Below are 24,295 nucleotides of genomic sequence, written 5' to 3'. Positions count from 1 at the left end.
GGTGAATGTGCCGCCTACCTGGTCGAGTTCTGCGGGTTGCGCTTCATGCGGGCGTTGTTGCGCTCGATCCGGTCGAGGATGTCGAGCAGGTTGTCCGGCACCACCTCGTCGCGCTGGTGCTCGACCCAAGCCCTGCCGGCCTCCCCGACCTGGAGCATCTCCGGGTTCTGAGCGAGGCTAAGCCACAGGTCCGCCAGGGCCTGCGGGTTCTCCGGCTCCACGACGTGGCCGGCGTGCAGCTGGTGGATGAGCGAGGCGGCCTCCCCGGCCACGGCCGCGCTGATATGGACGCCTAACTGCATGAGCTCGTAGGTCTTGGACGGGATGGCGCGTTCCAGGGCGTCCCAATCGGTCAGGTGCACCAGGGCGGTATCCGCCCACTCGTAGTATTCCCGGAGCTGATCGGCCGGCAGCCGGTGGTGGAATTCGACGTCGAGGCCCAATTCTTCCGCGCGCTCGTTCAGAGCGAACCAGGTAGCGCCATCACCGATCATGCGCAGGTGCACGTCCAGGCCCTTGTCCCGGGCAATCTTGGTGGCCTCCAGGGCGTTTTCCAGCTTCTGTGCCCGCCCCAGCGTGCCGGCGTACAGCACGTTCAGTCCGCCTTCTCGCGGTGCCTTGACCTGCCGGTCGTAGTCCGATCGGGGCGCGAAGACATTGCGGATGGTGGTCAATTCCGGTTTCGGCCCAGGCATAGTCCGGGCGAAGTAGTTGGCCAGGTAGTCGCTCTCCCGCTGGGTGGTGGTGATGACCCCGGCCGACTTGCGCAGCGCCGAGTACATAACTTTCTCGGTGGCCTTGGTCAGCACTTGCAGCGGGCCGCGGCTCAAGATCTTTTCGCGCAAGGTCCTCCGGCCTGTCCCGGAATTCCAGTCGCGGCTCTCGCGCAGTAGGTCCGGCCAGGCGTCACGCAGGTCGATGACGTAGGGCACGCGATGGATCCCCGCCACCAGCCGCGTCACCGCCGAGGTCGGCAGGGCCGGCACGGTACCGATGACCAAGTCCGGCCGCAACTTGCGGACCTGGTGCGAGGAGTTCAGGTGCATCAGCACCATCGATGCCGCCACCGAAGCCTGGTTGAAGATCCGCTGCGTCAGCGAGCGACCCGCGGGAAAGAATCCCGAGCGGATGACCCGCTCCCCTGCGGGACCTTCCTCGGTGTGGCGCGCGGAACGGAAGCTGCGCTGGTCCACCCACTGCCGGAGCGGAATCTTGCGCTGGTAGTGCGGGGGCGGCGCGATGACGGTGATCTGGTGCCCGTTGCGAATCAGGATCCGCGAGAGCCACGCCCACCGCCGCTGCGGTACCCCGTTTTCCGGATACCAATACTGGGAAAGGACAAGGATCTTCACGGCAAAACTAGGTGCTTTCTCTCACGGCGGGATGTCGGGCTCTCTGCGCCTCCGGGCTCTTGGCCCAGAGTATCTAAGATTATCTAGATTTCTTGGTAGCCACTTTGTCTACTTTAGTTCCGATTGCTCGCTCGGAAAGCTCAATTCAGCACTCCGAAGGAAAAACGGGAGAGATTTGCCGAAACGGCGCACCCCCAGCCCCACCACGCGGTAGCCGTCTGGGAGGAAAACCTCCACCGTGCTTGACCCGTTCCCCGGTCGGGAGTCCAGGTATTTGTAGTAGCCCACCTCTGCTTGCACGGACTTCGGCACGCCCGGCAACGAGGCGCCGCCGGGGACCGGGTGGCCGTCCGCGGTCTGGATGTCCAAGGTGACCAGCCCTTGGTGGGGCCTGGCAGTCGGCGCGAAAAAATGGTCAAGCTCCAGGCGGAAGGCCTGCAACGGCCGGGGCATTTCTAGCCGGGCTGCTGCCCACACCAGAGTGGGCCGGGGCAGAGCATTGGCAGTGTGCTCATCCACGACCAGCGGCGCCACCGTGGGGAACAGGCGCTCCAGGGTGTCGCCGTCCTCGAAGCGCGGGTATTTGGACATCGCCTTGACCAGGCTCGACATGGAGGGCCCGTCCTTGGCGCGCAAGGCGTTGTCCTGGGACAGGTGGTTGAAGCGGACATAGCCCAGCTTGCGCGAATCCAGGATGACCGGGCTCTTCCGGTCCACCATGTTGTGTGGGGCCGGGCGGGGAGATTGCAGCTTCCCTCCCTCGCCAAACTGGCAGACGTACATCAGCCCCATGGAATTCATGGGGAAATGCGCCTGCCGCAGGTTCGTCACGCGCCCCCGGTGGAGGATGCCCTCCACCCCGAGCGGCAAGCTGACGGCCATCCCGCAGTACTCCGGCCGCACGTAGCGCGCCATGGTGGCGAAGTACTCGGTGCTCAGCACGTCGTCATCGTCGAGCCGGTACTGTCCGAAGGCCTCGCCCGCGGCCACGTGCTCGCGCGCGATATCTGCCAACGGGGTCCCAGCCTTGCCGTCGGGCCGCTTGTCGAGGTGCAGAAAATCGTAGCGCTGCGCCGCCGCGGCGAGACTGCGCTGGTATTTTTCCGGCAGCGACTCCGAGTAGGAGACCACGTGCACCACGTCGAAATCCCGCGCGGCCGCAGCCAAGGCCGGCAGCGTGTGCTGGATGAAGATCTCCTCCCGCAGGTCCAAGCGGGCCGGGGCGTAGAGTTCTTTCTTGTAATTCTCCACGCTCTTGGCGGTTTTGGCAGGGGATTTGGCGCCTGTGGTCGCGGCGCCGTCCTGCTGGGTCAGCCGCCACGACGTCGAGGTCGGGTTGAACAGGCTGTACCGCGTGCGTCCGATGAAAAACATGTTGTGCTTTCCCTGCCCTAGTCCTCGTCTGCTTCCCGGCCCACGAAGACGTGGTCCCGGTTGAGCCCGTAGCTTTCCACGATCCCGTTGCGCTTGAGCGTCGAGGCCTCCACGTCCCAGGTGTGCCCGTGGGCGGCGCGGACCTGGATGTAGTTGAAACGGTCGGCCGAGTAAATCCTGCCGCCCGCGGCGGCCACGTCGCGCAGGAACTGGGTGTCCTCGCCCCTGCCGAGCTCCCGGAAGGGATGATCCACGAAGGTCTCCCGCCTGCCGGTCAGCGTCGCACCTAAGACCAAGTCGGTCCACAGGTGCTCGCGCCACGGTTTACGCAGCACCAGCTCATCGGTGCCGGCCAGGTACAGGTAGGACGCCTGCTTGCCCACGACCTCGGCCCCGGAATAGCGCAGGGCGTTGACCTGGTCGCGCAGGTAGTCCGGCCCGTAGCAATCGTCATCGTCCATCTTGGCCACGTAGTCACCGCTCGCCTCGCCTACCAGCCCGTTGAGGACCTCGCCCAGGCTCGCCTCCGCGGGAAATTCGCGGAAGAGCACACCCGCCGGGGCCTGCTCCGGGGCAGCAATCCCGTGAAGTCCCACCAGGACCTCCAGCTCGATCTCGCGCTGCGCCACGATCTGCGTCAGGGCCCCTGTCACCCGTTCCGGCCGGTTGGTAGCCATGATGACCGTGACCTTCGGCCGGCCGGTCCAGCCGTTGGCCGCAGGCAGGCCTACCGCTTGGATGATCTGCTCGGCGCGGTGGGTATAGGTGTGCCCCTCCCAGATGATCCGCTGGGCCTTATGCACCATCCGGTCCCGCGCGAGCGGGGAACGCACTAGGGCCTCGATGCTCGCGGCCGCCGCATCGATGGCGTCCTCCGCCTCCTCGCCCGGCTGTTCCGCGGGGCTGTCGATGGTCAGGGCCTCGCCGGGGCCGAACAGGCGGGATATCCCCGCCGCCGGCGTGGTCGCGACCGCGGTGCCGGCGGCGAGCAGCTCCACGACGCGGCGGGAAAACATGGTCGGGCTATCTGTGACGGTGTTGACGTTGAGGAAGACCTTGTAGCCGCGGTAGGCGCTGAGCATCCGGCCGTAGGGCAACGCGCCTACGACCCACTCATCAAACGGCGCCGGGAAGGTGTACTTGTCGTCCACGTCCTGGTTGCGCGAATAGATGGTGAGCGCCGAATGCAGGTTGTCGCTGGCTAGCAGCCCGGCGCGCAGGATGAACTCCATCTGCCGGGCACGGTCTGGGAACTTGTGGCGGAAATAGGTTCCGGCAAAGCAGAGGTCCCCGCGCTGGTAGCGCCCGCTGACCGCGGTGCGGATGGGATTGTGCACCCGGGGCTGGGCGGCGAAGGGGGCGACCACCACGCGGCTACCCGGCAGCGCCGCCTGGTAGCGGGGCGCGCAGGCGGCATCGGTAGTAGCGACGACCTCAAAAAGCTCCGCGGAAGCGAGGAAGTCGTCGAAGTGGGCCGGGTCCTCCTTGTTCCAGAACACCGTGGGGATGCCGGATGCCCGGCAGTGCGCGACCAACTCGCGCAGGTTGTCCGAGGGGGCGTTGCTGCCGACGACCTGGTAGCGCCAGGCCCCGGAGTTTCCCTGCCAGGCGGACTCAACCAGCAGGAAATCAATACCTTCAGCGATCTCCTCGCGCCAGCTCTCCGGGGACAATGGCACCAGGTCGAATTCCCCTCCCCAGGCCAGGTGCGAGAAATCATCCAGGATGGCGCCCACCCGGTAATGGCCAAAAGGCTTGGGCCGGGACGTGTTTTCCGGGAACTCCTCAAAATCCAGCGGATCGAAACCGCGGAGCTCGGCGCGCTTCATCTCCTCTACCCGCTGCTTATCCGCCGCGTCCTGCGAGGCCTTCAGCCGGAGATTCTCCCGGTGCTCCAGGTGCCTTCCCAGCTGCCGGAAACCGCCCTTGCGCAGGTGCCACAAGGCGGTCCGTAATTCGGAAAGGTTCATCGCTGGACTCGTTTTCGGTTCGGGGGATAGTTGGGTTTTCGGTGGGTTTCCGCTGGGTTACAGCGCCACAGAAAAATGTTAACTGCGAACATCTTAAACGAAGCCCGCTCACTTCCGCAGGGTTGTGGCTTAAGCCTGCACCCGTTTTCGCGAGCGTGTACAGGGTGGGACACGTGGACGCGGCAAAGCGCTAGACTTGTGCGCATGCCTTTCGTCAGAAACTACCGGCGCTACCGCGCGGATACCGTGCTTCACCGGTCCCTCGACGATTTTTGCCACGCTGCGCTCACCCCCGGTATCCAGGTCATCGGTTACGAGGACGCGCTGTTGGAACTGATGGTGGTCGACCGGCAGGCGGCCACCACCATCGTGGTCTTCCACGCCGCCGCCGACCCGACGACGACCAGTCTGCCGCTATTTGTGGGCCAGCAGTTGACCGAAAACCTGGACGCCAACCTTATTTTTGTCTCCGATCCGATGCTGGGGCGCAGCACCGCCATCGGGTGGTTCACTGGGTCGCCGTCCCTGCCCCTGCAGGACGACCTAGTCCGCGCCATTTCCCACATCCAGGACGGGCTGGACAATGCAGAAAACCTCATCTTCTACGGCTCTTCCGCCGGGGCCTTCGCCGCGTTGTACTACTCCCACCGCTTCCCCGGTTCCCTAGCCATCGTGGCGAACCCGCAGACCACCATCGCCGGCTACTACCCCGGACACGTCAAGGCTTTTCTGGACAGCAGCTGGGCGGGCGCGCCGATTGAGGACATCCCCGCCGTCACCGACGTCACCCCGCTCTACGCCGAGTCCTTTCCGAACCACGTGGCCTACCTGCAGTGCAGCGACGACGATCTGCACCTGACCCAGCACTGCCGGCCCTGGAAGGACGCTACCGCCGACCACGCCGCGCGCCGCCGCTTCCTGGTCGGCGACTGGGGCTCGGGGCATGCCCCGCCCCCGTTTTATCTCCTCCAGGGAATCCTGGAATTCGCGGTCTCCCTGGGCGGGCATTGGGACGAGCTGCTGGCCGACGACATGTTCAGCGACAGCATCACTGGCTAGCCCGCCTGCTTGGCCTTGAAGGCCTGCCAGTAGCGCAGGAACTCCGCGTTGGCTTCCGCATCCTGGGCCGAGTAGTACTCGATGCCGGCCTGGTCCAGCCCCGCGGTCAGCATGGCGTGCAGCGGCTCCGGGTAGTTGCGGTACATCCGCCCGTCTGCCTTGCGCATGAAGTCAAAATCCATGCCCCGCACGTCACGCACGATCTGCTGGCTGAACCCGCGCACCAGCTGCCGGGCCAGGTCGGGGCGCCCCAGCCAGCTCAAATACATCGCGGTCAGGTCCGTGGTGAAGTTGTCTCCGAACGTGAAATAAGGCTCCGCGGGCATCTCGATGCGCGGGAGTGTGACCGGCGTGCCCGCCGCCGCCAGTACCGCCTCGACGAGCGCCCGCTTGCGCACCAGCTTCTCCTCGCGGGGTCCCGCCAGGGACTGCAACGAATCTGCCAGCAGCTCCGGCGCGTTGTGCGCGAGCACCAAGACCGTGCCGGCCTCGGTCAGGCCCAGCGTCGGCGCCGCATTCGTCATCCCCGCCGCCGCAAACGGCGGGAACGTGAAGTTGTTCTCATAGGCGCTGCCCCGCTTGAACCTGGTCGATTCCAGGATGGAGCCAAACGAGCAGTACTCCGCGCGCGTCGTGGCCACGGTCAGCAGGGTGCCCAGGCCGATAAACGACCACGAGTTCGCCCACAGCGGGGTGCGCACCACATTGGTCTCCACGCGGATCGGGTCGAAGCGTTGAAAGAACTCCCGCTCGCGGCTAAACCTCCCACCGAAATCCAACGAGACCAACGCATGGTCTTCCGGCAGCAGATAGCGCGCCGCCAGCGAGTCAAACCCGCCGGAAAAATTCAGCACCACCTTGCCTGGGGTAGGTTCCGCCACCCCACCCGGCGCGGCCCCCTCCCCGCCAGGCACGCCTTCGGCGTTGACCTCCGCCTGCGTCCACTCGGCTATCGCCTCCCGCACACCCGCGGATACCTCGAAACCGAAATCGATGCGCTCGAAGTTCTTGCCCGTCAGCGTCGATAGCGCCAGCGCCAAGCCATCACCCGTGACCGCGACATCACGATTAAACGCGAAGCTCACGCGCACCGGCCGCTGCGCCCGCGCGGGAAGCAGACGCCACAGCTGCTCCGGCCCCCATTCCCGCGGCCCCGGCAGGTCCGTGTGCACCACTAGGGCCCGCTTGGTCCACGTGTGCGGGTGAAAACTAATTCGCGAAGTCACCCCTCTAATCTACCTGCCGCAACCCACTCCTTCCGCGCCGCCAAGACAATTCCAGAAAACCTCGACTGCCTGGCGATTTGTGTTCTTCGGAGGTTTCCTAATATAGTTATGTCTCGTTGCAGCGAGCAGTCGTTGCAGCGAATGGATATTCCTCCATAGCTCAGTTGGCAGAGCATTCGACTGTTAATCGAAGGGTCACTGGTTCGAGCCCAGTTGGAGGAGCAATTTCATCGCCCCGCTGGCTAGTGTTTTACTAGCCAGCGGGGTTTTGTCGATCCAAAGACACTAACCAACTTGCCCCACCCCAGTTCTCCGACCACAAAAGAAAACACAGTATGTCTGGCCCATGAGCAAATGCCTGACAGCATTTGAGAAGGCGGTGAACTCATACGTGAGGCGACTGTTTCCAGAATGGAAAATGTTGCCCTTAAACAGGGACGATCAGTGCGTTCTCAAATCGAGTTTCAAGGTCGATTCAAGCGCGGAGCAGACAAACTTCTAAAGAAGACAAATGAGGAGTGGGACTCCTACCTAGCTGCACGGGATACCCAAGTCACTGAAAAAGACATGGCTCAGCTATCCCGGGAAGTCAAGGCACTGAAAGCGAGCCACCGCGACGAGTAAGAACTTCATCGGTGGGGCAGCCCGCCTACTCAATAATCGATCTTGCACTTGGCTCCTGCCCCCAAGGCCCGAGAAATCAGGAATACAACCCCACCGATGGTTTCTATTCGGGGCAACCGCGTTTACCCCGTGATTACCCCCGGTATAGGGCATTGTTGCAGCATAGGGGTGTGTGAAAGCGTTAGTGGGCAAACGTAGAGTGCAATAGACATATTCGCCTGGTTTCGGTGCAGGGTAAAACGCAAAGTGGGTACGGCGCGTGGGTGGCTTCTATACGCTGGGCCGTACGACCTTGGATTCCGCAGTCGCGCCTTCGCGGGTGAGCCAAGGAAGCTTTTCGCCGCGAGCCCGCAAGCGCGCTCAACACAGAAAGCAGGCCCATGACAGCAAGTGAACAACCTGATCCCCGCATAGACCTCATCTGGTTGTCCGAACAAGACATGATCGACGCCGGCGTGACGGATGCCGCCAAGTGCGTCGAAACGATGGAAGAAACCCTCATCCTGCTCGACAAGGGTGACTACCGCATGGCTGGTGCCTCCGCAAACAGCCACGGCGCGCAGATCAACTTCCCCGATGACCCGGAGTTCGAGGGCATGCCGGCCAACGGCCCCGACCGCCGCTTCATGGCCATGCCGGCCTATATCGGCGGCCGCTTCAACAACACCGGGGTGAAGTGGTACGGATCCAACGCGGACAACCGAAACCACGGGCTGCCGCGTTCTATCCACGTCTTTGTCCTCAACGACACGGTCACGGGAGCGCCGAAGGCCATCATGTCCGCGAATTTGCTCTCGGCCTACCGCACCGGCGCCGTGCCGGCCGTTGGCGTGAAGCACCTGGCCCTGGACAATGCCGAGGAGGTCGGCATCATCGGGCCGGGCGTGATGTCACGGACGATCCTGGCTTCCTCGATTACCCAGCGCCCGTCCATCAAGCGCGTCAAGATCAAGGGGCGCACGGCAGCCTCCACTGAGCGCACCGCGAACTACCTGCGCGAGCAGCACCCGGATATTGAGTTCACCGTCGTCGACAGCGAGCAGGAGGCGGTGGAAGGTTCCGATATCCTCATCGCGGGCACCTCGACCTCCCAGGACGGCCCGCAGGGCTTCCCGTATTTCAACAAGGACTGGCTCAAGCCCGGCGCGCTGGTGCTGGCCCCGGCCGCCGCCCGCTTCGACGATGACTTCGTCGCCTCCGGCGGCGCCCGCCTCGTGGTGGACTACAAGGGCCTGTACGCCGAGTGGTTCAACGAGAACGGCCCCGACGTGACCTACGAGCGCCTGCTCGGCATTCCCGGCAACCGCTGGTGGGACATGGTCCAGGAGGGCAAGCTGGAAGAGTCCGACATTGCCAATATCGGCGCCATCGCCGACGGCCAGGCCCCCGGCCGCACCAACGACGACGAAATCTTCTTCTACTCCATCGGCGGCATGCCCGTCGAGGACGTCGCGTGGGCCACGGACGTCCTGGAGCAAGCCCGCGACAAGGGCTTGGGCACACCGCTCAACCTCTGGGACGTGCCGGCGCTGTCCTAGGGCGTCGGTGCCAGCCCAGCCTCATCTATGTCCCATTAATTCCCATCCCCAACTACACCCTAAGGCGTGTTTTCCCCAGTGAGCTTGCAAGCTTCCTCAGTCCACGATGTCATCGACTTCATCCAGGCGGAGCAGGTCCGCTACCTCGATATTCGCTTCAGCGACGTGTTCGGTGCCGAGCATGCCCTGACCGTGCCCGCCCGCCTTCTGACAGAGCAAACCGCCCGCGAGGGCTTCGCCTTCGACGGCTCCTCCATCCCCGGTTTCGCCACCGTTGATAAGTCGGACATGACGCTCATCCCCGATCCGGGCACGGCGTACCTCGACCCCTTCCGCGCCCACAAGACGCTGAACATGCAGTTCTTCGTCCGGGATCCCCTCTCCCAGGCCTCCTACTCCCGCGACCCACGCTCCATTGCCCAGAAGGCGGAGGCCTACCTGCAGGAGACCGGCATCGCCGATACCTGCTCCATCGGCGCGGAGGCGGAGTTCTACGTCTTCGACTCGGTCCGCTACTCCTCCGGCGTGAACCACTCCTTCCACCAGGTCGACTCCGACGAGGGCTGGTGGCGCTCGGGGGAGGAAACCATGATGGACGGCAGCCCGAACCGCGGTAACCAGATCCGCATCAACGACGGCTACTTCCCGGTTGCGCCCTACGACAAGACCATCCCGGTGCGCGACGACATCGCCTACAACCTGGAGCTCATCGGCTTTGACGTCGAGCGCTTCCACCACGAGATCGCCACGGGCGGCATCCAGGAGGTCAACTACCGCTTCGCCAACCTCCTCAAGGCCGGCGACGACATGCAGGCCTTCAAGTACGTGGTACGCAATACCGCGGAAAGCCACGGGCAGACAGCCACCTTCATGCCCAAGCCTTTGGCCGGCGATGGTGGCTCCGGCATGCACGCCCACCAGTCGCTGTGGAAGGACGGCACGCCGCTCTTCTACGACGAGACCGGCTACGCCGGCCTGTCCGATACCGCACGCTACTACATCGGCGGGCTGCTCAAGCACGCACCGGCCGTGCTGGCGCTGACCAACCCCACGGTCAATTCCTACCGCCGTTTGTTCTCCGGCTTCGAAGCCCCGGTCAACCTGGCCTATTCCCAGTCCAATCGCTCCGCGGCCATCCGCATCCCCCTGAGCGGCGAAAACCCGAAGGCCAAGCGCATCGAGTTCCGCGCGCCCGATCCTTCGGCCAACCCCTACCTGGCGTTTACCGCGCAGATGATGGCCGGCATCGACGGCATCCTCAACCGCATCGAGCCCGGCGAGCCGGTGGACAAGGACCTGTACGAGCTCTCCCCGCAGGAGCGGAAGGACATCCCCCAAGTCCCCCACTCCCTGGAGTCCTCGCTGGCGGCCCTCGAGGCCGACCACGAGTTCCTCACCGCCGGCGACGTCATGACCGAGGACTTCCTCGAGGCCTACACCCGGCTCAAGTTCGACCGCGAAATCCTGCCCCTGCGACAGGGCCCGTCCCCGAAGGAATTCGAGCTGTACTACAACGTCTAATTCTTGGAAGACCACCCTGTGCCGGGCTTTGTATTCCCTAGGACAGTTGGTTACAGCACTGCCGAAGAACTGGTTTCGTGCAAAAGCAAACGCCCCACTTTTCAAGTGGGGCGTCGCGATAAGTACGGTAAGTGTTACGGTATGGGATCCGCTTTTCATGGGTAATGAGTCTGAGACTCGGCCCATCGGGCGCTTGCTTCTAGTCTGAGACTAAGGCTTCAGCGCCTGATTGGATCATACCCCACCCCTAAGTTCTGTCAAGGACAGCTCATGACTTGTTTGGAGTTTCAGCAGGTCAGTTCGACAGTCTTTAAAACACGTTTCACCCAATGCAGCCGCAATATCTTTCGCCAATCGAGCCTTAGGTGTTTTGTCGTCAAGAAAGTGCTCCAACCCATTGTCTTCAATCTTCTTTCTCGCGTGAAAGACCGCGCTAGCCAACAAATCAGCGATTTGCAGTGGAGGGCAAGTCCTAGAATCGAGACTAACTGCGGTGACTACTCGCTTGTTTCCAAACCTCTTATTTAAACCGGCAGCAAGCTCATCACCATACGAAATCCCTTCCGGGACATCAATGTGATCCACCATCAGCACACTCACTTCGCGCCGAGTTATAAGCCCTCGAAGCAACCGGTCGGTGGCAAATCGGTGTCCCTGCCACTGATCCCTGTTAGACCACGGGTCAAAATGCCGTTTATCTAAAACAAACGCTCCAAAGGTGCACCCTGCTGACACTGCTTCCGAAAATAGCTCAGCAAGTATCGGCTCGGAATTCTTTGTCACCTTGGAAAATTTTATTTCTTCGGCTTTCGTAAAATTATTTCTATCGCGACAGGCTTTGATAGCCCTAGAGAGCTTGTCCGGATCAGAAGTCCTCACCGCGGCTGTCACAAAGTGTTTCCCAAGAGAGCCCTTACTCCCAGCCTCATCCACGAAGTACGCTACCCCCTCTGTAGACAAAGGAAGGTGGACTTGAGGAGGGCTCTTGGGAGACAAGCTATCCATGAGTTCAGTTTACCGAAGCCATCCGGATCGAATTGTGTATTCTACCGAGCCTGAAACTCCGCAGTCTCCAACACCAGCAAAATCCGCCCTGGGGTGGTCTCCCAGGGCGACGCAAAAGCCGCTAGTCCTGCGGGTAGAGCCCCTTAGCGGCGCTCAGCTGCGTGGCGGGCTGGCTGGGATCGGCCGGCGCGTCGTCGTCCGGCAGGAGGCCGGGGCGCACGTACTCGTCGGCGGCGTCGATGAACTCCTGCGGCGGGGCGAAGAAGTTCGCGCCCGTCAGCGGGGTGGAGAAATCAAGGATACGATCGTAGTTGCCGCGGGGCTCGCCTAAGAACATGCGGCGCAGCATCAGCTCGGTCACGCGGACGTCGTTGGCGTAGCTCATGAAGAAGGTGCCTTGCTCGCCGGTGCCCTTGCCGAAGGCCAGGTTGTCGCGGACGATCTCCAGGGAGTTGCCGTCGGCGTCCTCCACAGAGTTCAGGAAGACGTGACTGTTGTGCGGCTTCTCGGCGTCGTCGAACTCGATGTCCTCGGCCTTGGTGCGGCCGATAACGCGCTGCTGCTCCTCGACGCCGATCTTCTCCCAGTCCTTCAAGTTGTGGGTGTATTTCTGCTCCACGATGTAGCTGCCGCCGGCCCACTGGCCCTCGGCAATCAGCGCGGCGTCGGCGCCGGCGCGCCCCTGCGGGGACTCGGTGCCGTCCACGAAGCCCAGCGGGTCGCGGAAGTCCATGTAGCGGAAGGCGTGGACCTCGTCGAGGGTTTCCACCTCGTCGCCCAGCAGCCCCTTGATGCGGCGGGTCAGCTCGAAGGCGCGGTCGAATTCGTCCGAGCGGATGTGGAAGAACAGGTCCCCGCCCGTCGAGGGCGCGGAGTGCTTGTCGCCCTCCAACGGCACGAAGTCGTGCAGCCCCTCCGGCTTCGGAGCGGTAGACGGGTCGAAAAGCCGGTCCCACAGCTGGGAGCCAATGCCCACCACGGCGCTCAGGTGCGAATGCGGATCGCGGAAGCTGACGCCATCGACGGTGCCGGACAGGCCGGTCAGGGCATCGATAGCCGCCTGCTCCTGGCCTGCGGGCACCTTGAGGTTGATGAAGAAGGCCACCTTGGTCTGCGGCAGGATGATCGTCTGGGAAAGCTCATGGGGTTGCATGTAACCCAGTATAGAAGGTCGGGTGCGCCCCAACCGGCGGAACGCGGCGGCAAAATTTACGCCGCGGGACGGGCGCCCTAGTCCGCGGCGGACGGCGCGAAGTCCGGCAGGCGCTCGCCCAGGCCGAACAGGTTCGCGATGGCGGCCACCGAGCGCGCCGCGCCCTGGCCGTCGCCGTAGGGGTTGACCGCATTCGCCATGGCGGCGTAGGCGGCGTCGTCCTCGAGCAGGAGTCGCGCCTCCGCGGTGATGAGGTCGCGGTCGGTGCCGACCAGCTTGACGGTGCCGGCCACGACGGCCTCGGGGCGCTCGGTATTCGAGCGCATCACCAGCACCGGCTTGCCCAGCGCCGGGGCTTCCTCCTGGACTCCGCCGGAGTCGGTCAGGATAATGCTCGCGCAGTTTTGCAGCTGGGTAAACTGGTCGTACGGCAGCGGATCCGTGATGATGACGTTGTCCAGATTTTCGACCTCCGGCAGCACCGCCTGGCGCACCTTCGGGTTCAGGTGCAACGGCAGGGCAAAGTAGGTGTCTGGATATTCTGCGGCCAGGTCGGCGACCGCGTCGCCGATATTCTTCATCGCGTCCAGGTTCTCCCGGCGGTGGGTGGTCACCACGACCAGGCGCTTATCCGTGGCCGCGGCGGCCTGCAGCGCCGGGTCGGCGAACTCGGTGTCCCAGCCGGCGGCCTCCAGCAGCGCGTCGATGACGGTGTTGCCCGTGACTACGATGTCCTTCCTGCGGAAGTTCTCCTGGCGCAGGTTTTCCATCGCACCTTCGGTCGGCGCCAGGTGCAGGGCCGCGACCTGCCCGATGAGCCGGCGGTTGGCCTCCTCCGGGAACGGGGAGGAAATATCGCCGGTACGCAGGCCGGCCTCCAGGTGGATGACCTTGACGCCGCGGTGGAAGCCGGCCAGCGCCGCGGCCATCGCGGTGGAGGTATCCCCCTGGGAGATGATCGCGTCCGGGTTCTCCTGCGCGATGACCTCGTCCAGACCCACCAGCGCGCGGGAGACCAGTTCGTTCAAGCCCTGCCCCGGCTTCATCAGCCCCAGATCATGGACCGGAGTAATCCCGAACATGGAGTTGACCTGCTCGAGCATCTCCTTGTGCTGGCCGGTGGACACCGGCACAGATTCAAAACGATCATCCTGGTCGAGGGCCTTGATGACCGGCGCCACCTTGATGGCTTCTGGACGGGTACCGTAGACCGTCATGATCTTCGGGGCAGGCATTACGCTCCTTAGGCGAATTTAGGAATACAAAATTAGTGGGTTAACTTGTTAATATCTTACCGAGGCCGAAACAATCCCGCTACCGTTATTCCACCCGCAGCAGGGTGAATGTCGCGCGCTCCCCCGCCGCGCCCGCACGGGCCCGTCGCCCGCGCCGTTGCGCGCGGTCTTTTCTAGGCCGATTCCTGCGAGCCCGCCAGCAACAAAGCGGCCCACGCCAGGCCCGCTGCGGTCTCATTAGCAGCGGGTACGGCCGGTATCATTCCCATGTCCACCCCCTAAATATATAGTGCCGAATGCATATACGGAAGACTAAGAAAACACTTCGCCACCCTCACCCCCGTTCGGGCGGGGAGGGAAAATAGGTAGGCTGGGAGCGTAAAAAGCACCACACCTATCGTCGATTTTTCGCAAGGGAGTAATCTACCGCCCATGATTCAGTTCGTTGTTGGCGCCGCAGCCGGGTACGTCTTCGGCACTAAGGCCGGCCGCAAGCGTTATCACCAGATCAAGGGTGCCTACCAAAAGGCCGTCAATTCCCCCGCCACCAAGTCCGCCCTGCGGTCTGCGCGCAAGGCCGTGGCCAACCGGCTGGACCCGGAGCCGCGCATGCGGGAGGTCAAGGACCTGCGTTCCCGCGGCACCCGGTCGACCGAGCAGCCGGATATCCCTCGGGATCGCATCTACGAGCCCGACGAGGACTAGCCTCGCCTAATCTCGATTAGCCCAGCACGCGCGCGGGCCCACCAGGGCCCGCGCTTTATCTGTGCCTTTCCAAGCCGTCCGCCGGAGGACGGCTTGGATTTGGGCGTGCTTTCGGTGGGCTTTCGGTGTGCTAGAGCGCGCGCTCGTTGAGCTCGCGGCGGGCCTGCTCCAAGGCGACCAGATCGGCGAAGAGGCTGTTGTAGGCGCGCTCGTCGTCGCTGGGGCGCATGCGTCCCAGGCGCGCCTTGAGCTGGGCGATCTGGTCGGCCACGCGGGATTCCTGCAGGCGGGACAGCACGGAGTCCGCGTAGCTTTCCAACGGGATATCGCCGGTGGGCAGGATGGTTTCCACGGCCAGCTCCGAGACAAAGTTGCGGCCGGTGAGATCGCGCATCTGGCCGGCGACGTCGGCGAGCCACTCGACGTTGGGCAGCTGCGCGCCGCGCACGGCGCCGCCCTCCGCGGCGATCGCCTCCCGCACGGTCCGGTAGGCGTCGTTGGTATAGGAATCCGCTGGCAGGCCATCGAAGTACTCGCCCACCACGGCCGGGTGCTGGAGGGCCAGCTTGAGGGCCTCGCGCTGCGGCCACAGGTGGGTCTCGTTGGGGCTCGGCGGGCGAATGGCCGGCACGTCCTGCTGGGCGGGCTGGGCCTGCGCGTTGTCGAAGCGCTTGGCCTGCATGACCGGCTTGCGCTGGGCGTTGGAGCGGTTGTCACGGGCGGCCTGGTCGACCTGGTGCATGACCTCTTCTGGCTCCGGCCAACCCACCCAGCCGGCCAGGCGGCGGGCGTATTCACGCTGCAGGGGCTTGTCGCGGATCTGCGCGACGACGGGGACAGCGCGGCGCAGGGCCTGCAGGCGGCCTTCGGCGGTATCGATCCGGTAGCCGGAAATCAGCGACTCGATGACGAACTCAAACATCGGGATGCGGTCGGCGACCAGCTCGCGCACGGCGGCATCGCCGCGCTTGAGCCGCAGATCGCACGGATCCATCCCGTTCGGGGCGATGGAGACGAAGGACTGGCCGGTGAACTTCTGCTCGCCCTCGAAGGCGCGCAGGGCGGCCTTCTGCCCGGCCTCGTCGCCGTCGAAGGTGTAGATGAGCTCGCCGTTGAAATAGCTGTCATCCAGCATCAGGCGCCGCAGCAGCTGCAGGTGTTCCCCGCCAAAAGCCGTGCCACAGGAGGCGACCGCGTTGGGCACCCCGGCGGCGTACATGGCCATCACGTCCGTGTAGCCCTCCACGATGACGGCCTGGCGCTGCTTGGCGATGCTCGACTTCGCCACGTCCAGCCCAAAGAGCACCTTGGACTTGTGGTAGAGCATGGTCTCCGGGGTGTTCATGTACTTGCCCAGGTTGTCGTCGTCGAAGAGCTTGCGCGCGCCGAAGCCGATGACGTTGCCGGCCATGTCCTTAATCGGCCAGAGCAGGCGGCGGTGGAAGCGGTCGATGGGTCCGCGCCGGCCCATCTTGGACAGCCCAGCGGCCTCCAGCTCCTCGTAATCGAAGCCCATGCGCAGCAGGTATTTGGTCAGCGTGTCCCAGCCGTCCGGGGCGTAACCGCACTCGAAGTCGTAGATGACCTGCTGGGAAAAACCGCGATCCAGCAGGAAGTTGCGGGCCGTGGCGGCCTCCGGGGTCTCTAGCTGCTGGCGGTAGAACTCGTGCGCAGCCTTGTTGGCCTGGATGAGCCGCTGGCGGGTGCCCGGTTTCACGTCGCGGGCGCCGGTGGTCCCGCCCTGGTAATTGATGTGGTAGCCGATCTTCTGTGCGACGGCCTCGACAGCCTCGGGGAAGCTAAGCTGTTCCATCTCCATCAGGAAGGTGAAGACGTCGCCGCCCTTGCCCGTGGAAAAGCAGTGGAAATAGCCGCGCTGGGGGCGCACGTGGAACGACGGGGTCTTTTCGTCCTTGAAGGGAGACAGGCCTTTCATGGAGTCGTGCCCCGCCGGTTTGAGCTGGACGTATTCGCCCACGATCTCCTCAATCGGTGCACGCTCTCGGATCTGCTGAATATCGCTTTCCGGAATCCTGCCTCGCGCCATGTGTAACAGCGTACCCAGCGCGGCAAACCGGCACCCAATTTCGGTATCGGCTGGCACACCTGTTACAACTTAAAGCCATGAAAAGCGGTAGCTCCCAAAAATCGTGGCCGGTGGCCTTAGGCGGGCTCGCGGTGGTTCTCATCGCGGGCTACTTCGGCCTCGACTTCGGCAGCAATAGCTCCGGCTCGGGTGCGGGCTCGGAGACCGGTTCCGGCGGCACGGGGAGCACAGGAAGCTCGGCGACTGCCGCGTCGGCAGAGAATGATACGTGCGAGCTGTCCACCCTGCCGGGCGAGGCCGCCGAGACCGTGGAGACCATCCAGGCCGGCGGGCCCTACCCGCACCCGGACAACGACAACCAGCGCTTCGGCAACTACGAAGGCGTGCTGCCGGACCAGGCCTCCGGTTACTACCGCGAGTACACCGTGGAGACCCCGGGGCTTAACCACCGCGGCGAGCGCCGGATCGTGACCGGCGGCGGCAGCGAGACCGACCCCGAGCACTGGTACTACACCTCCGACCACTACGAAAGCTTCTGCGAGATCCCAGATGCCGAACACTAAACGCGTACTGATAACGGACCGCTTGCGCAGCGAGGCCGACTTCTACCGGGCGCTGGGCAACCTGCGCCAGGCCGGCGAGCGCCCCGCCCCGCGCAACCTCGACGCCCTAGCCGACTTCCTGCGCGAGCTCGGCCTGGATTCCATCGTCTGCGCCGACTGGTGCGTGCCCGAGGCCGACTCGCGGCGGCTGCGCCGGGTGCTCGACGACCTCGGCGTGCGCCTGCTGCGCTAGCCGCGCCTATTCGCGGCGAGTTCTACCTGGTTGTTCCTTGGTCGCACCTGGTCGCACCTGGTCGTGGCTAGTCGTAGAAGCCGGCCAGGTCCGCGGACTGGCGGGCCAGCCGCTCCAGGCGGGACTCGGTCATGGACGCGATCTGATCCACGATGACGCGGCAGCGCTGCGCCGGGGTCTCCGCTTGGTCGTACCAGAGCCTGAACATCGGGTCCAGCGCCCCCGGCGCGCCGGCAGTCAGGTAGTCGAAGACGCGGTAGATGCGCTCGCGCTGCCTATCCTGGCGGGCCAGGTGGGTCGGCTCGTCCATGACGTAGAGGACCGCGATGGTTTTCAGCAGCCGCACCTCCGCGTCCGCTAGCGGCGGAACCACCAGACGGCCGTGCTGGCGGCCCAGCTGGTTGCTGGCCAACAGGTCCGCGTTGGCCGCCCGCGTGGCCTCCACCGTCGCGCCGACGTAGCGGCCCACCAGCTCCGAGGTCAGCTGCTTGAGAGCGACGTAGTCGTCCAGGGTGTGGTTGAAGTCCGCGGCGCGGTTGACCACCGGCAGGCGGCGCAGGGAATCGGCAGCAGCCAGCAGCTCCTCGGCCGTGCCGCCGAAGGCGTCCGCGCCCTTGTCAGCCAGGGCGGCCAGCTCCACCAAGTCCCAAAGCACCTGCAGCGAAATGCGGCCGGAGACCACCCCGTCCTCGACGTCGTGGACGGAATAGGCGATGTCGTCCGAGAAGTCCATGGCCTGGGCCTCCATGGAGGGCAGATCGTCGGCGTGCCCGGCGCGCAGCCACTCGAGCGTGGCCGCGTCCTCGTCGTAACAGCCGTATTTGCGGTTGGTCGTGCCGTCCGGGTTGGTCTTGGTGCGCGGGTACTTACACGCCGCGTCCAGGGCCGCGCGCGTCAAATTGAGCCCGTAGGAGGTCTCGCTTTCCGCGCCGCTCCCGAGGATCTTCGGCTCCAGGAAGCTCAGGATGCGCAGGGTCTGCGCATTGCCCTCGAAGCCGCCGCAGTCCGCGGCGACCTCGTTGAGCGCGTTCTCGCCGTTGTGCCCGTAGGGCGGGTGGCCGATGTCGTGGGTCAGTCCGGCCATGTCGCACAGGTCCGGATCCAGCCCCAGGCCGGAGCCGATGCCGCGGGCGATCTGCGCGACCTCCAGCGAGTGGGTCAGCCGCGTGCGCGGAGTGTCCCCGTCGTGGGGGCCGACCACCTGGGTCTTGTCGGCTAGGCGGCGCAGCGCGGCCGAGTGCAGCACGCGGGCGCGGTCGCGGGCGAAGGCGCCGCGGTGGTCGGCATCGGCAGCGCTGCCGGAAGGAAAGTTCGAGCCCTTGGTCCCTTCGGGGCTGCGGCGCTCGCGGTCGGCGGGTTGGTAGCTATAGGTCACCCTGCCAGTCTAAACGCCGGGCCGGGCCGCGGCCGGTTGGCTAATCGGCGCGTAGGAAATGGTTGCGGCGGGCGCGCGAGGGCCGCAGGCAGTTTTCGATGCCGTGCAGCACCCCTCGCAGCTGCCGCGCCCGGCGGGGCCCTACGGTCATCTCCGCGCCGAGGACGGCCAGTCCCCCGCCCTCGTGGGCGGCCGCGCGCCACCAGGAACGGTGCGGGAAGCGCTGCGGGCAGTCGCGCGCCCCGCAAGTGCTAGCACGCAGGCCGGCCCGCCGGGCCAGGGCGGCAGTCCGCGCGCGGTGCAGCGGATCGGTGACGATGACGCCGTCGCCCAGCCCGTGCGCGGAGACCTCGCGGGCCAGCGCGGCCAGGGAGCCGGCCGTGTCGTTGCCCTCCGGCAGCGCCGTGACCCGGGCGCTGTCGATGCCGCCTGCCACAATGTCCCGGGCCGCCACGCCGGCCTCGGTGAAGCGGTCGCCGGGCAGGTTGCCGCCCAGGGTGAAAACCGCGGCGGCCGGGTGCCTATGGGCGAGCTGGATGGCGGTGGCGATGCGCGCAGCGAGCACACGGGAGGCCACCCCGTCGTATTGCGCGGTGCCAAGGACCGCGATCCAGGCCGGCGCGCCATGCGTGCGGAAAGGTTGTGTTGCGGCTGGTTTCACCGTGCCCAGTATGCCAGCAACACGGTATTCTGGTGACCATGACAAAGCGCGTTCACCTGCCCCACCCCGTCGCAAACTCCCGGCTGCCACTGCGGCTGTCAGCCATTTCCGCCGCCGCGCTGGTGGCCTGCGCCGCCCCGGTCGCCCTGGAGGCAACGGCGGCGCCAGGCGAGCACGGGCCGGTCCTCGCGCTGGCTCCCAGCCAGATGCGCCAGCCGGTCACGGACGAGGCCGGCGTGCTCTCTGATGCCGAGGTGAGCCAGCTTTCCGAGCAGATTTCGGAACTGCAGACCGAGCAGCAGCGCCTTCTCTACATCATCTACTCCAACGACCTGTCCGGCCTGCAGGCCCAAGACTACGCGCAGCAGGTGGTCAACTCCCGCGGGCAGAACACCGCCGCCTTCGTGGTCAACGTGGACGCCCGGGACGCCGGCGTCTACGTGGGCAGCGAGTGGAACCAGAGTGATATCGACCGACTCTACGACGCCGCCTATACCCGCCTGGCCGCCGACGACTTCCCCGGTGCGGCGCAGGCCGTCGTCGAGGAAGCACTCAACAAGGGGCACGGCGACGAGGGCGCCGGCGGCACCGGCTGGTTGCTGGGCGGCGGGGCCGCACTCGCCGCGGCCGGCGGCGGCATCTGGGCCTATTCGCGCCGCAAGACCAAGAAGCAGTCGCAGGCCACGCTGACCGATGCCCGCAGCATCGACCCGGCCGACACCCGCCGGCTCGGCGCCCTGCCGCTCGAAACCCTGGAGGAGCGCGCCCGCGAGGAGCTGGTCTCCACCGACGAGTCCATCCGCCGCGGCAAGGAGGAGCTGCAGCTGGCCCAGGCCGAGTTCGGGGCGGAGCGCACCCGCCAGTTCACCCGCGCGATGAACCACTCCACCGCCACGCTGCGCAAGGCCTTCGACATCCGCCAGCGCCTGGATGATTCCATCCCGGAATCCGAGTCCCAGCGCCGCCAGATGCTGGTCGACATCATCTCCTCCTGCGGGCAAGCGGACCGGGCCCTGGACGAGCAGGCGGAAGAATTCGCCGAGATGCGCAACCTGCTGGCCACCGCGGACAGCAAGCTGGACGAGCTGACCCAGCGCGTGGTCGACCTGCGCGCCCGCCAGCCGCAGGCGCAGGCCACCTGGGAGTCGCTGCAGGCCAACTACTCAGCCGAGATGCTCGAGTCCATCGCCGACAACGTCGAGATGGCCGCGGTCAGCCTGGACGAGGCGGACAAGGACTTAGAGCGCGCCCGGGGAATTGCCGCCCAGCCGGCGGGCCAGCAGGGCGGGCTGATCGACACCATCCGGTCCTGCGAGCACGCCCTCGAGGTGGCCAACCGCCTGCTGACCGGCGTGGAAAACGCCGAGACCAATATCGCCACCGCCAAGTCCCAGCTGGGCGCGTTGATTGCCGAAGTCGACGAGGAGCTGGCCGAAGCCGAGCGCCTCAAGCAGCAGGGCCAATCCCAAGGCACCGCCGCCGACTGGGCCGCCCTGGACGAGCTGATCGGCCGCGCCCAGCGCTCCCTCGAACGCGCCCGCACCGAGGGCGAGGCCGATCCGCTGGGCTGCTACACAGAGCTGGCCACCATCGACACCGAGGTCGATCAGGCCTTGGACCGCGTCCGCGAGGTCACCTCGACCCACGCGCGCCAGCTGGCGCTGCTGGACCAGCAGCTGAACGCCGCGGCCGCGCAGATCCAGGCCGCCGAGGATCTCATCTCCTCGCGCGGGCGGCTCATCGGCGCCTCCGCGCGTACGGCCCTGGCGGATGCGGAGCGCCTGCACGCCCAGGCGTTGCAGTACAAGAAGTCCGATATCCAGCGCGCCCTCGATTCCGCCCGGCAGGCGCTGGCCGCCGCCCAGGCCGCGCTGCAACGGGCCAAGAGCGACATCGACGACTACCGCCGCTCCCAGCGCCGCGCGCAAGCCGGCAACGTCGCCGGCAACGTGGTCACCGGCATGGTCATCGGCCAGATGCTCGGCGGCGGCAACCACGGCGGTTTCGGCGGCGGCTTTGGCGGCGGTGGCTTCGGCGGGGGCGGCGGCTTCAGCGGCGGTGGCCGCGGCGGCGCCTTCTAGCCTTTCTAATTTTCCGCCCTGTCCCTCCCGCTCGCGGAAGGGCTAGATGCGCCGGGTCTGGCGCGGCAGGTCCACCAGGCTAATCCCCCAGGTCAAAAAGGCCAGGTCCGCCAGCGGGAGGGCCTCGCCGGCCGGGGTGCGGGTGATCACAAGGTCCCCGCCCAGCTCCGGGCTGGTGCGCGCGATGGTCACCGGGGCGTCCTCCCCCGCGCCCAGGACCTTCACGCAGCGTTCCCGCTTAAAGGGCCGGGTCCGCTCCAGGATGTAGCGGTGGGGCCCGCAGGTGGCGGACAGCCGGGAGACCGAGAAGGTGGTCTGCTGGAGGTTGAAAAACGTTCCCTGGGAGGACGTTCCGCGCAGACGGAAGCACATCTGGCTGCCCAGGTTCTCTAGCAGCAGATGATCTTCGGCCACGGTGAGGACCTCGTCGTTAGCCCTGGCGATGACGCCGTCTGCCTCATCCAGCAAACGACCACCGCTCCAGCGCAATTGGGCCTCTACCCGGTGGCCGGAGTGCCCGTTAAATACACCCGCCTTGTCATTCACGGATGCAGTTTAAATCAGAACCGCCAGCACCGCCACCGCAGAGAGCAAAACCAAGGTGCCGATGATGGCCACGGAGCGCTGGGACAACCGGTTCTCCAGGACGACGCGGCTAAACCAGCTCAGCGCCGCCACCTCCTGGCGGCTCAACTCCAGCGCGGAGTCCGGGTCGGAATCATCCTCGTCGTTTGCGAATTCCAGGATCGCCTCGCGCACGCCGTTGTTGGCGCCGCTGAACTGGGCGACCTTGTGGTCATTGACGTCGAAGATGACCCAGTTGCTGCCCGACTCGTTGACCAGGCTGAAGGTGCGACCCTCCAGGGAGGCCTGTAGGGTCTTGTCCTTTTTCAGGTTGCCGGCCAGGCGGTAGGTGCGCCCGTCGTCCGAGGTGGCTGAGGCTCCCAGCTGCTCATCGACTTCGGTGCGCCAGTGCTGGCTATCGACCTCCGCGCCGGAGGCGGTGAAGGAGGCCAGCTCCTCCGGCCCGCGGCCCACCAGCAATGTCGGCCGCTCCTTGTCGCTGCGGTCCCAACTGGTGAAGTGCATGGTTGCGCCTTCTCCCTCTTAGCAGCCGATGAGGCGAGCGGCCAGGTAGGCTTCCAGCTCGTCAATTTTGACGCGCTCCTGCTCCATGGTGTCGCGCTCGCGCACGGTGACCGCGCCGTCCTCCAGGGAGTCGAAGTCGAAGGTCACGCAGAACGGCGTGCCGATCTCGTCCTGGCGGCGGTAGCGGCGGCCGATGGCGCCAGAGACGTCGTAGTCGATGTTCCAGTGCGCGCGCAGCTTGTCCGCCAGCTCCTTGGCCGGGGTGGACAGCTCTGGCTTCTTGGACAGCGGCAGGACCGCGACCTTGACCGGCGACAGGCGGCGGTCCAGGCGCAGCACGACGCGCTTGTCGGTGCCGCCCTTCGCGTTCGGGGCCTCCTCCTCGTGGTAGGCGTCCACCAGGAAGGCCATCATGGAGCGGCCCAGGCCGGCGGCCGGCTCGATGACGTACGGGATCCAGCGCTCGTCGGCCTGCTGGTCGTAGTAGGACAGGTCCTCGCCGGAGCCTTCCGCGTGTACGCGCAGGTCGTAGTCCGTACGGTTGGCCACGCCCTCGAGCTCGCCCCACTTGGAGCCGGTGAAGCCGAAGGCGTATTCCACGTCCACCGTGCGCTTGGAGTAGTGGGACAGCTTCTCCTTCGGGTGCTCGTACAGGCGCAGGTTCTCCGGGTTAATGCCCAGATCGACATACCAGTTGTAGCGGTCATCGATCCAGTACTGGTGCCACTGCTCGTCCTCGCCCGGCTTGACGAAGAACTCCATCTCCATCTGCTCGAACTCGCGGGTGCGGAAGATGAAGTTGCCCGGCGTAATCTCGTTGCGGAAAGACTTGCCGATGTTGGCGATACCGAACGGCGGCTTCATACGCGCCGAGGTCAGCACGTTTTTGAAGTTGACGAAGATGCCCTGGGCGGTCTCCGGGCGCAGGTAATGCAGGCCCTCCTCGTCGTCGACCGGGCCCAGGTAGGTCTTCAACAGGCCGGAGAAGGCCTTCGGCTCGGTCCAGTTGCCGGGCTGGCCGGTCTCCGGGTCGTTGATATCGGCTAGGCCGTTTTCCGGAGCGTGGCCGTGCTTTTCCTCGTAGGCCTCCAGCAGGTGGTCCGCGCGGTAGCGCTTGTGGGTATAGAGGGACTCCACCAGCGGGTCCGTGAAGACCTCGACGTGGCCGGAGGACACCCAAGTCTGACGCGGCAGGATGATGGAGGAGTCAATGCCCACGACGTCGTCGCGGGACTGGACCATGTGGCGCCACCATTGGCGCTTGATGTTTTCCTTGAGCTCCACCCCCAGCGGGCCGTAGTCCCACGCCGAGCGGGAACCGCCATAGATTTCACCCGCCTGGTAGACCAAACCACGTCGTTTACACAGGTTAACTACGGTATCAATGACGGATGCCATGAGTGTTTCTGACTCCTCTAGTCGGGATTTCAATCCCCGGCCGGCTGCAGGGGATATAGGTCACCCATAGTCTAGCGTGTTGGCGAT

At 65.3% G+C, this 24,295-nt stretch carries 20 protein-coding genes and 1 tRNA gene; 8 read left to right on the top strand and 13 right to left on the bottom strand.

Features of this window, described 5'->3' with window-relative positions; genetic code table 11:
• Positions 1–14: 14 nt before the first annotated feature.
• The 3 genes from HMPREF3067_RS06110 to HMPREF3067_RS06100 all read right to left on the bottom strand — a co-directional run bounded on the left by HMPREF3067_RS06110 (position 15) and on the right by HMPREF3067_RS06100 (position 4,696).
• The gene (locus HMPREF3067_RS06110) at positions 15–1,352 is read right to left on the bottom strand and encodes a glycosyltransferase family 4 protein (RefSeq protein ID WP_070768843.1); all 1,338 of its coding nucleotides are present in this window, start codon (positions 1,350–1,352) and stop codon (positions 15–17) included.
• 108 nt (positions 1,353–1,460) lie between these two features.
• Positions 1,461–2,726, bottom strand: coding sequence for a glycosyltransferase (locus tag HMPREF3067_RS06105; RefSeq protein WP_070768842.1), 1,266 nt, complete (start codon positions 2,724–2,726; stop codon positions 1,461–1,463).
• Between the two features lie 17 nt (positions 2,727–2,743).
• Complete coding sequence (locus tag HMPREF3067_RS06100) at positions 2,744–4,696, bottom strand: glycosyltransferase family protein (protein WP_070768841.1); 1,953 nt, start codon at positions 4,694–4,696, stop codon at positions 2,744–2,746.
• 204 nt (positions 4,697–4,900) lie between these two features.
• Here HMPREF3067_RS06100 and HMPREF3067_RS06095 point away from each other — a divergent pair, with 204 nt between their 5' ends.
• Entirely contained in the window at positions 4,901–5,755 is an 855-nt protein-coding gene (locus HMPREF3067_RS06095) for a hypothetical protein (protein ID WP_070768840.1), read from the top strand.
• Here HMPREF3067_RS06095 and HMPREF3067_RS06090 read toward each other — a convergent pair.
• The gene (locus HMPREF3067_RS06090; RefSeq protein ID WP_141759341.1) at positions 5,752–6,981 is read right to left on the bottom strand and encodes a hypothetical protein; all 1,230 of its coding nucleotides are present in this window, start codon (positions 6,979–6,981) and stop codon (positions 5,752–5,754) included. The genes HMPREF3067_RS06095 and HMPREF3067_RS06090 overlap by 4 nt on opposite strands.
• 149 nt (positions 6,982–7,130) lie before the next feature.
• Here HMPREF3067_RS06090 and HMPREF3067_RS06085 point away from each other — a divergent pair.
• From HMPREF3067_RS06085 to glnA, 3 genes are all read left to right on the top strand, one after another.
• Positions 7,131–7,203, top strand: a tRNA-Asn gene (locus tag HMPREF3067_RS06085).
• 782 nt (positions 7,204–7,985) lie between these two features.
• Positions 7,986–9,143: a tyramine oxidase subunit B gene (locus tag HMPREF3067_RS06080; RefSeq protein ID WP_070768838.1), complete on the top strand. Its 1,158-nt coding sequence runs from the start codon at positions 7,986–7,988 to the stop codon at positions 9,141–9,143.
• 78 nt (positions 9,144–9,221) lie between these two features.
• The gene (gene glnA, locus HMPREF3067_RS06075; protein ID WP_083319166.1) at positions 9,222–10,664 is read left to right on the top strand and encodes a type I glutamate--ammonia ligase; all 1,443 of its coding nucleotides are present in this window, start codon (positions 9,222–9,224) and stop codon (positions 10,662–10,664) included.
• Positions 10,665–10,898: 234 nt separating this feature from the next.
• Here the strand turns inward: glnA and HMPREF3067_RS11005 are convergent, their stop codons facing one another.
• The 3 genes from HMPREF3067_RS11005 to wecB all read right to left on the bottom strand — a co-directional run bounded on the left by HMPREF3067_RS11005 (position 10,899) and on the right by wecB (position 14,057).
• Positions 10,899–11,669, bottom strand: a complete 771-nt coding sequence (locus tag HMPREF3067_RS11005) for a DUF3800 domain-containing protein (protein WP_141759340.1) — start codon at positions 11,667–11,669, stop codon at positions 10,899–10,901.
• 121 nt (positions 11,670–11,790) lie between these two features.
• Positions 11,791–12,822: a Dyp-type peroxidase gene (locus tag HMPREF3067_RS06070; RefSeq protein WP_070768837.1), complete on the bottom strand. Its 1,032-nt coding sequence runs from the start codon at positions 12,820–12,822 to the stop codon at positions 11,791–11,793.
• Between the two features lie 77 nt (positions 12,823–12,899).
• A complete protein-coding gene (wecB, locus tag HMPREF3067_RS06065) occupies positions 12,900–14,057 on the bottom strand; it encodes a non-hydrolyzing UDP-N-acetylglucosamine 2-epimerase (RefSeq protein WP_070768836.1) in 1,158 nt (385 codons plus the stop codon).
• Between the two features lie 432 nt (positions 14,058–14,489).
• Between wecB and HMPREF3067_RS06060 the strand changes: the two genes are divergently transcribed.
• Positions 14,490–14,762 carry a hypothetical protein gene (locus HMPREF3067_RS06060; protein WP_070768835.1) on the top strand — a complete coding sequence of 91 codons (273 nt, stop codon included), beginning with the start codon at positions 14,490–14,492 and terminating at the stop codon, positions 14,760–14,762.
• A 130-nt stretch (positions 14,763–14,892) separates the two neighbouring features.
• On the opposite strand, the gene dnaG is transcribed toward HMPREF3067_RS06060, so the two are convergent.
• The gene (dnaG, locus tag HMPREF3067_RS06055; protein ID WP_070768834.1) at positions 14,893–16,809 is read right to left on the bottom strand and encodes a DNA primase; all 1,917 of its coding nucleotides are present in this window, start codon (positions 16,807–16,809) and stop codon (positions 14,893–14,895) included.
• Positions 16,810–16,886: 77 nt separating this feature from the next.
• Here dnaG and HMPREF3067_RS06050 point away from each other — a divergent pair, with 77 nt between their 5' ends.
• Complete coding sequence (locus HMPREF3067_RS06050; protein WP_070768833.1) at positions 16,887–17,372, top strand: guanyl-specific ribonuclease; 486 nt, start codon at positions 16,887–16,889, stop codon at positions 17,370–17,372.
• Positions 17,359–17,604: a hypothetical protein gene (locus tag HMPREF3067_RS06045; protein ID WP_070768832.1), complete on the top strand. Its 246-nt coding sequence runs from the start codon at positions 17,359–17,361 to the stop codon at positions 17,602–17,604. Before HMPREF3067_RS06050 ends, HMPREF3067_RS06045 begins: the two co-directional genes overlap by 14 nt.
• A gap of 67 nt (positions 17,605–17,671) precedes the next feature.
• On the opposite strand, the gene HMPREF3067_RS06040 is transcribed toward HMPREF3067_RS06045, so the two are convergent.
• Both HMPREF3067_RS06040 and HMPREF3067_RS06035 read right to left on the bottom strand, forming a co-directional pair.
• A complete protein-coding gene (locus HMPREF3067_RS06040; protein WP_070768831.1) occupies positions 17,672–18,979 on the bottom strand; it encodes a deoxyguanosinetriphosphate triphosphohydrolase in 1,308 nt (435 codons plus the stop codon).
• Between the two features lie 40 nt (positions 18,980–19,019).
• Complete coding sequence (locus tag HMPREF3067_RS06035) at positions 19,020–19,640, bottom strand: YdcF family protein (RefSeq protein ID WP_070768830.1); 621 nt, start codon at positions 19,638–19,640, stop codon at positions 19,020–19,022.
• A gap of 38 nt (positions 19,641–19,678) precedes the next feature.
• Here HMPREF3067_RS06035 and HMPREF3067_RS06030 point away from each other — a divergent pair, with 38 nt between their 5' ends.
• A complete protein-coding gene (locus tag HMPREF3067_RS06030) occupies positions 19,679–21,721 on the top strand; it encodes a TPM domain-containing protein (protein ID WP_070768851.1) in 2,043 nt (680 codons plus the stop codon).
• Between the two features lie 42 nt (positions 21,722–21,763).
• Here HMPREF3067_RS06030 and HMPREF3067_RS06025 read toward each other — a convergent pair whose 3' ends face one another.
• From HMPREF3067_RS06025 to HMPREF3067_RS06015, 3 genes are read right to left on the bottom strand one after another with little or no spacing between them, the layout of a single operon-like run.
• On the bottom strand, positions 21,764–22,267 hold the full coding sequence (locus HMPREF3067_RS06025) for a hypothetical protein (protein ID WP_141759338.1): 504 nt from the start codon (positions 22,265–22,267) through the stop codon (positions 21,764–21,766).
• A gap of 9 nt (positions 22,268–22,276) precedes the next feature.
• Positions 22,277–22,810, bottom strand: a complete 534-nt coding sequence (locus HMPREF3067_RS06020; RefSeq protein WP_070768828.1) for a hypothetical protein — start codon at positions 22,808–22,810, stop codon at positions 22,277–22,279.
• An 18-nt stretch (positions 22,811–22,828) separates the two neighbouring features.
• Positions 22,829–24,208 (bottom strand): glycine--tRNA ligase, encoded by a 1,380-nt coding sequence (locus tag HMPREF3067_RS06015; protein WP_070768827.1) that lies wholly within the window; start codon positions 24,206–24,208, stop codon positions 22,829–22,831.
• Between the last annotated feature and the right edge of the window lie 87 nt (positions 24,209–24,295).

It is taken from the genome of Corynebacterium sp. HMSC04H06 (genome assembly GCF_001815935.1).
In the GTDB taxonomy this organism is placed as follows: Bacteria; Actinomycetota; Actinomycetes; order Mycobacteriales; family Mycobacteriaceae; genus Corynebacterium.
Note: the sequence above shows the minus strand (reverse complement) of the source record. Positions and strands in the feature narration are given on the sequence as shown.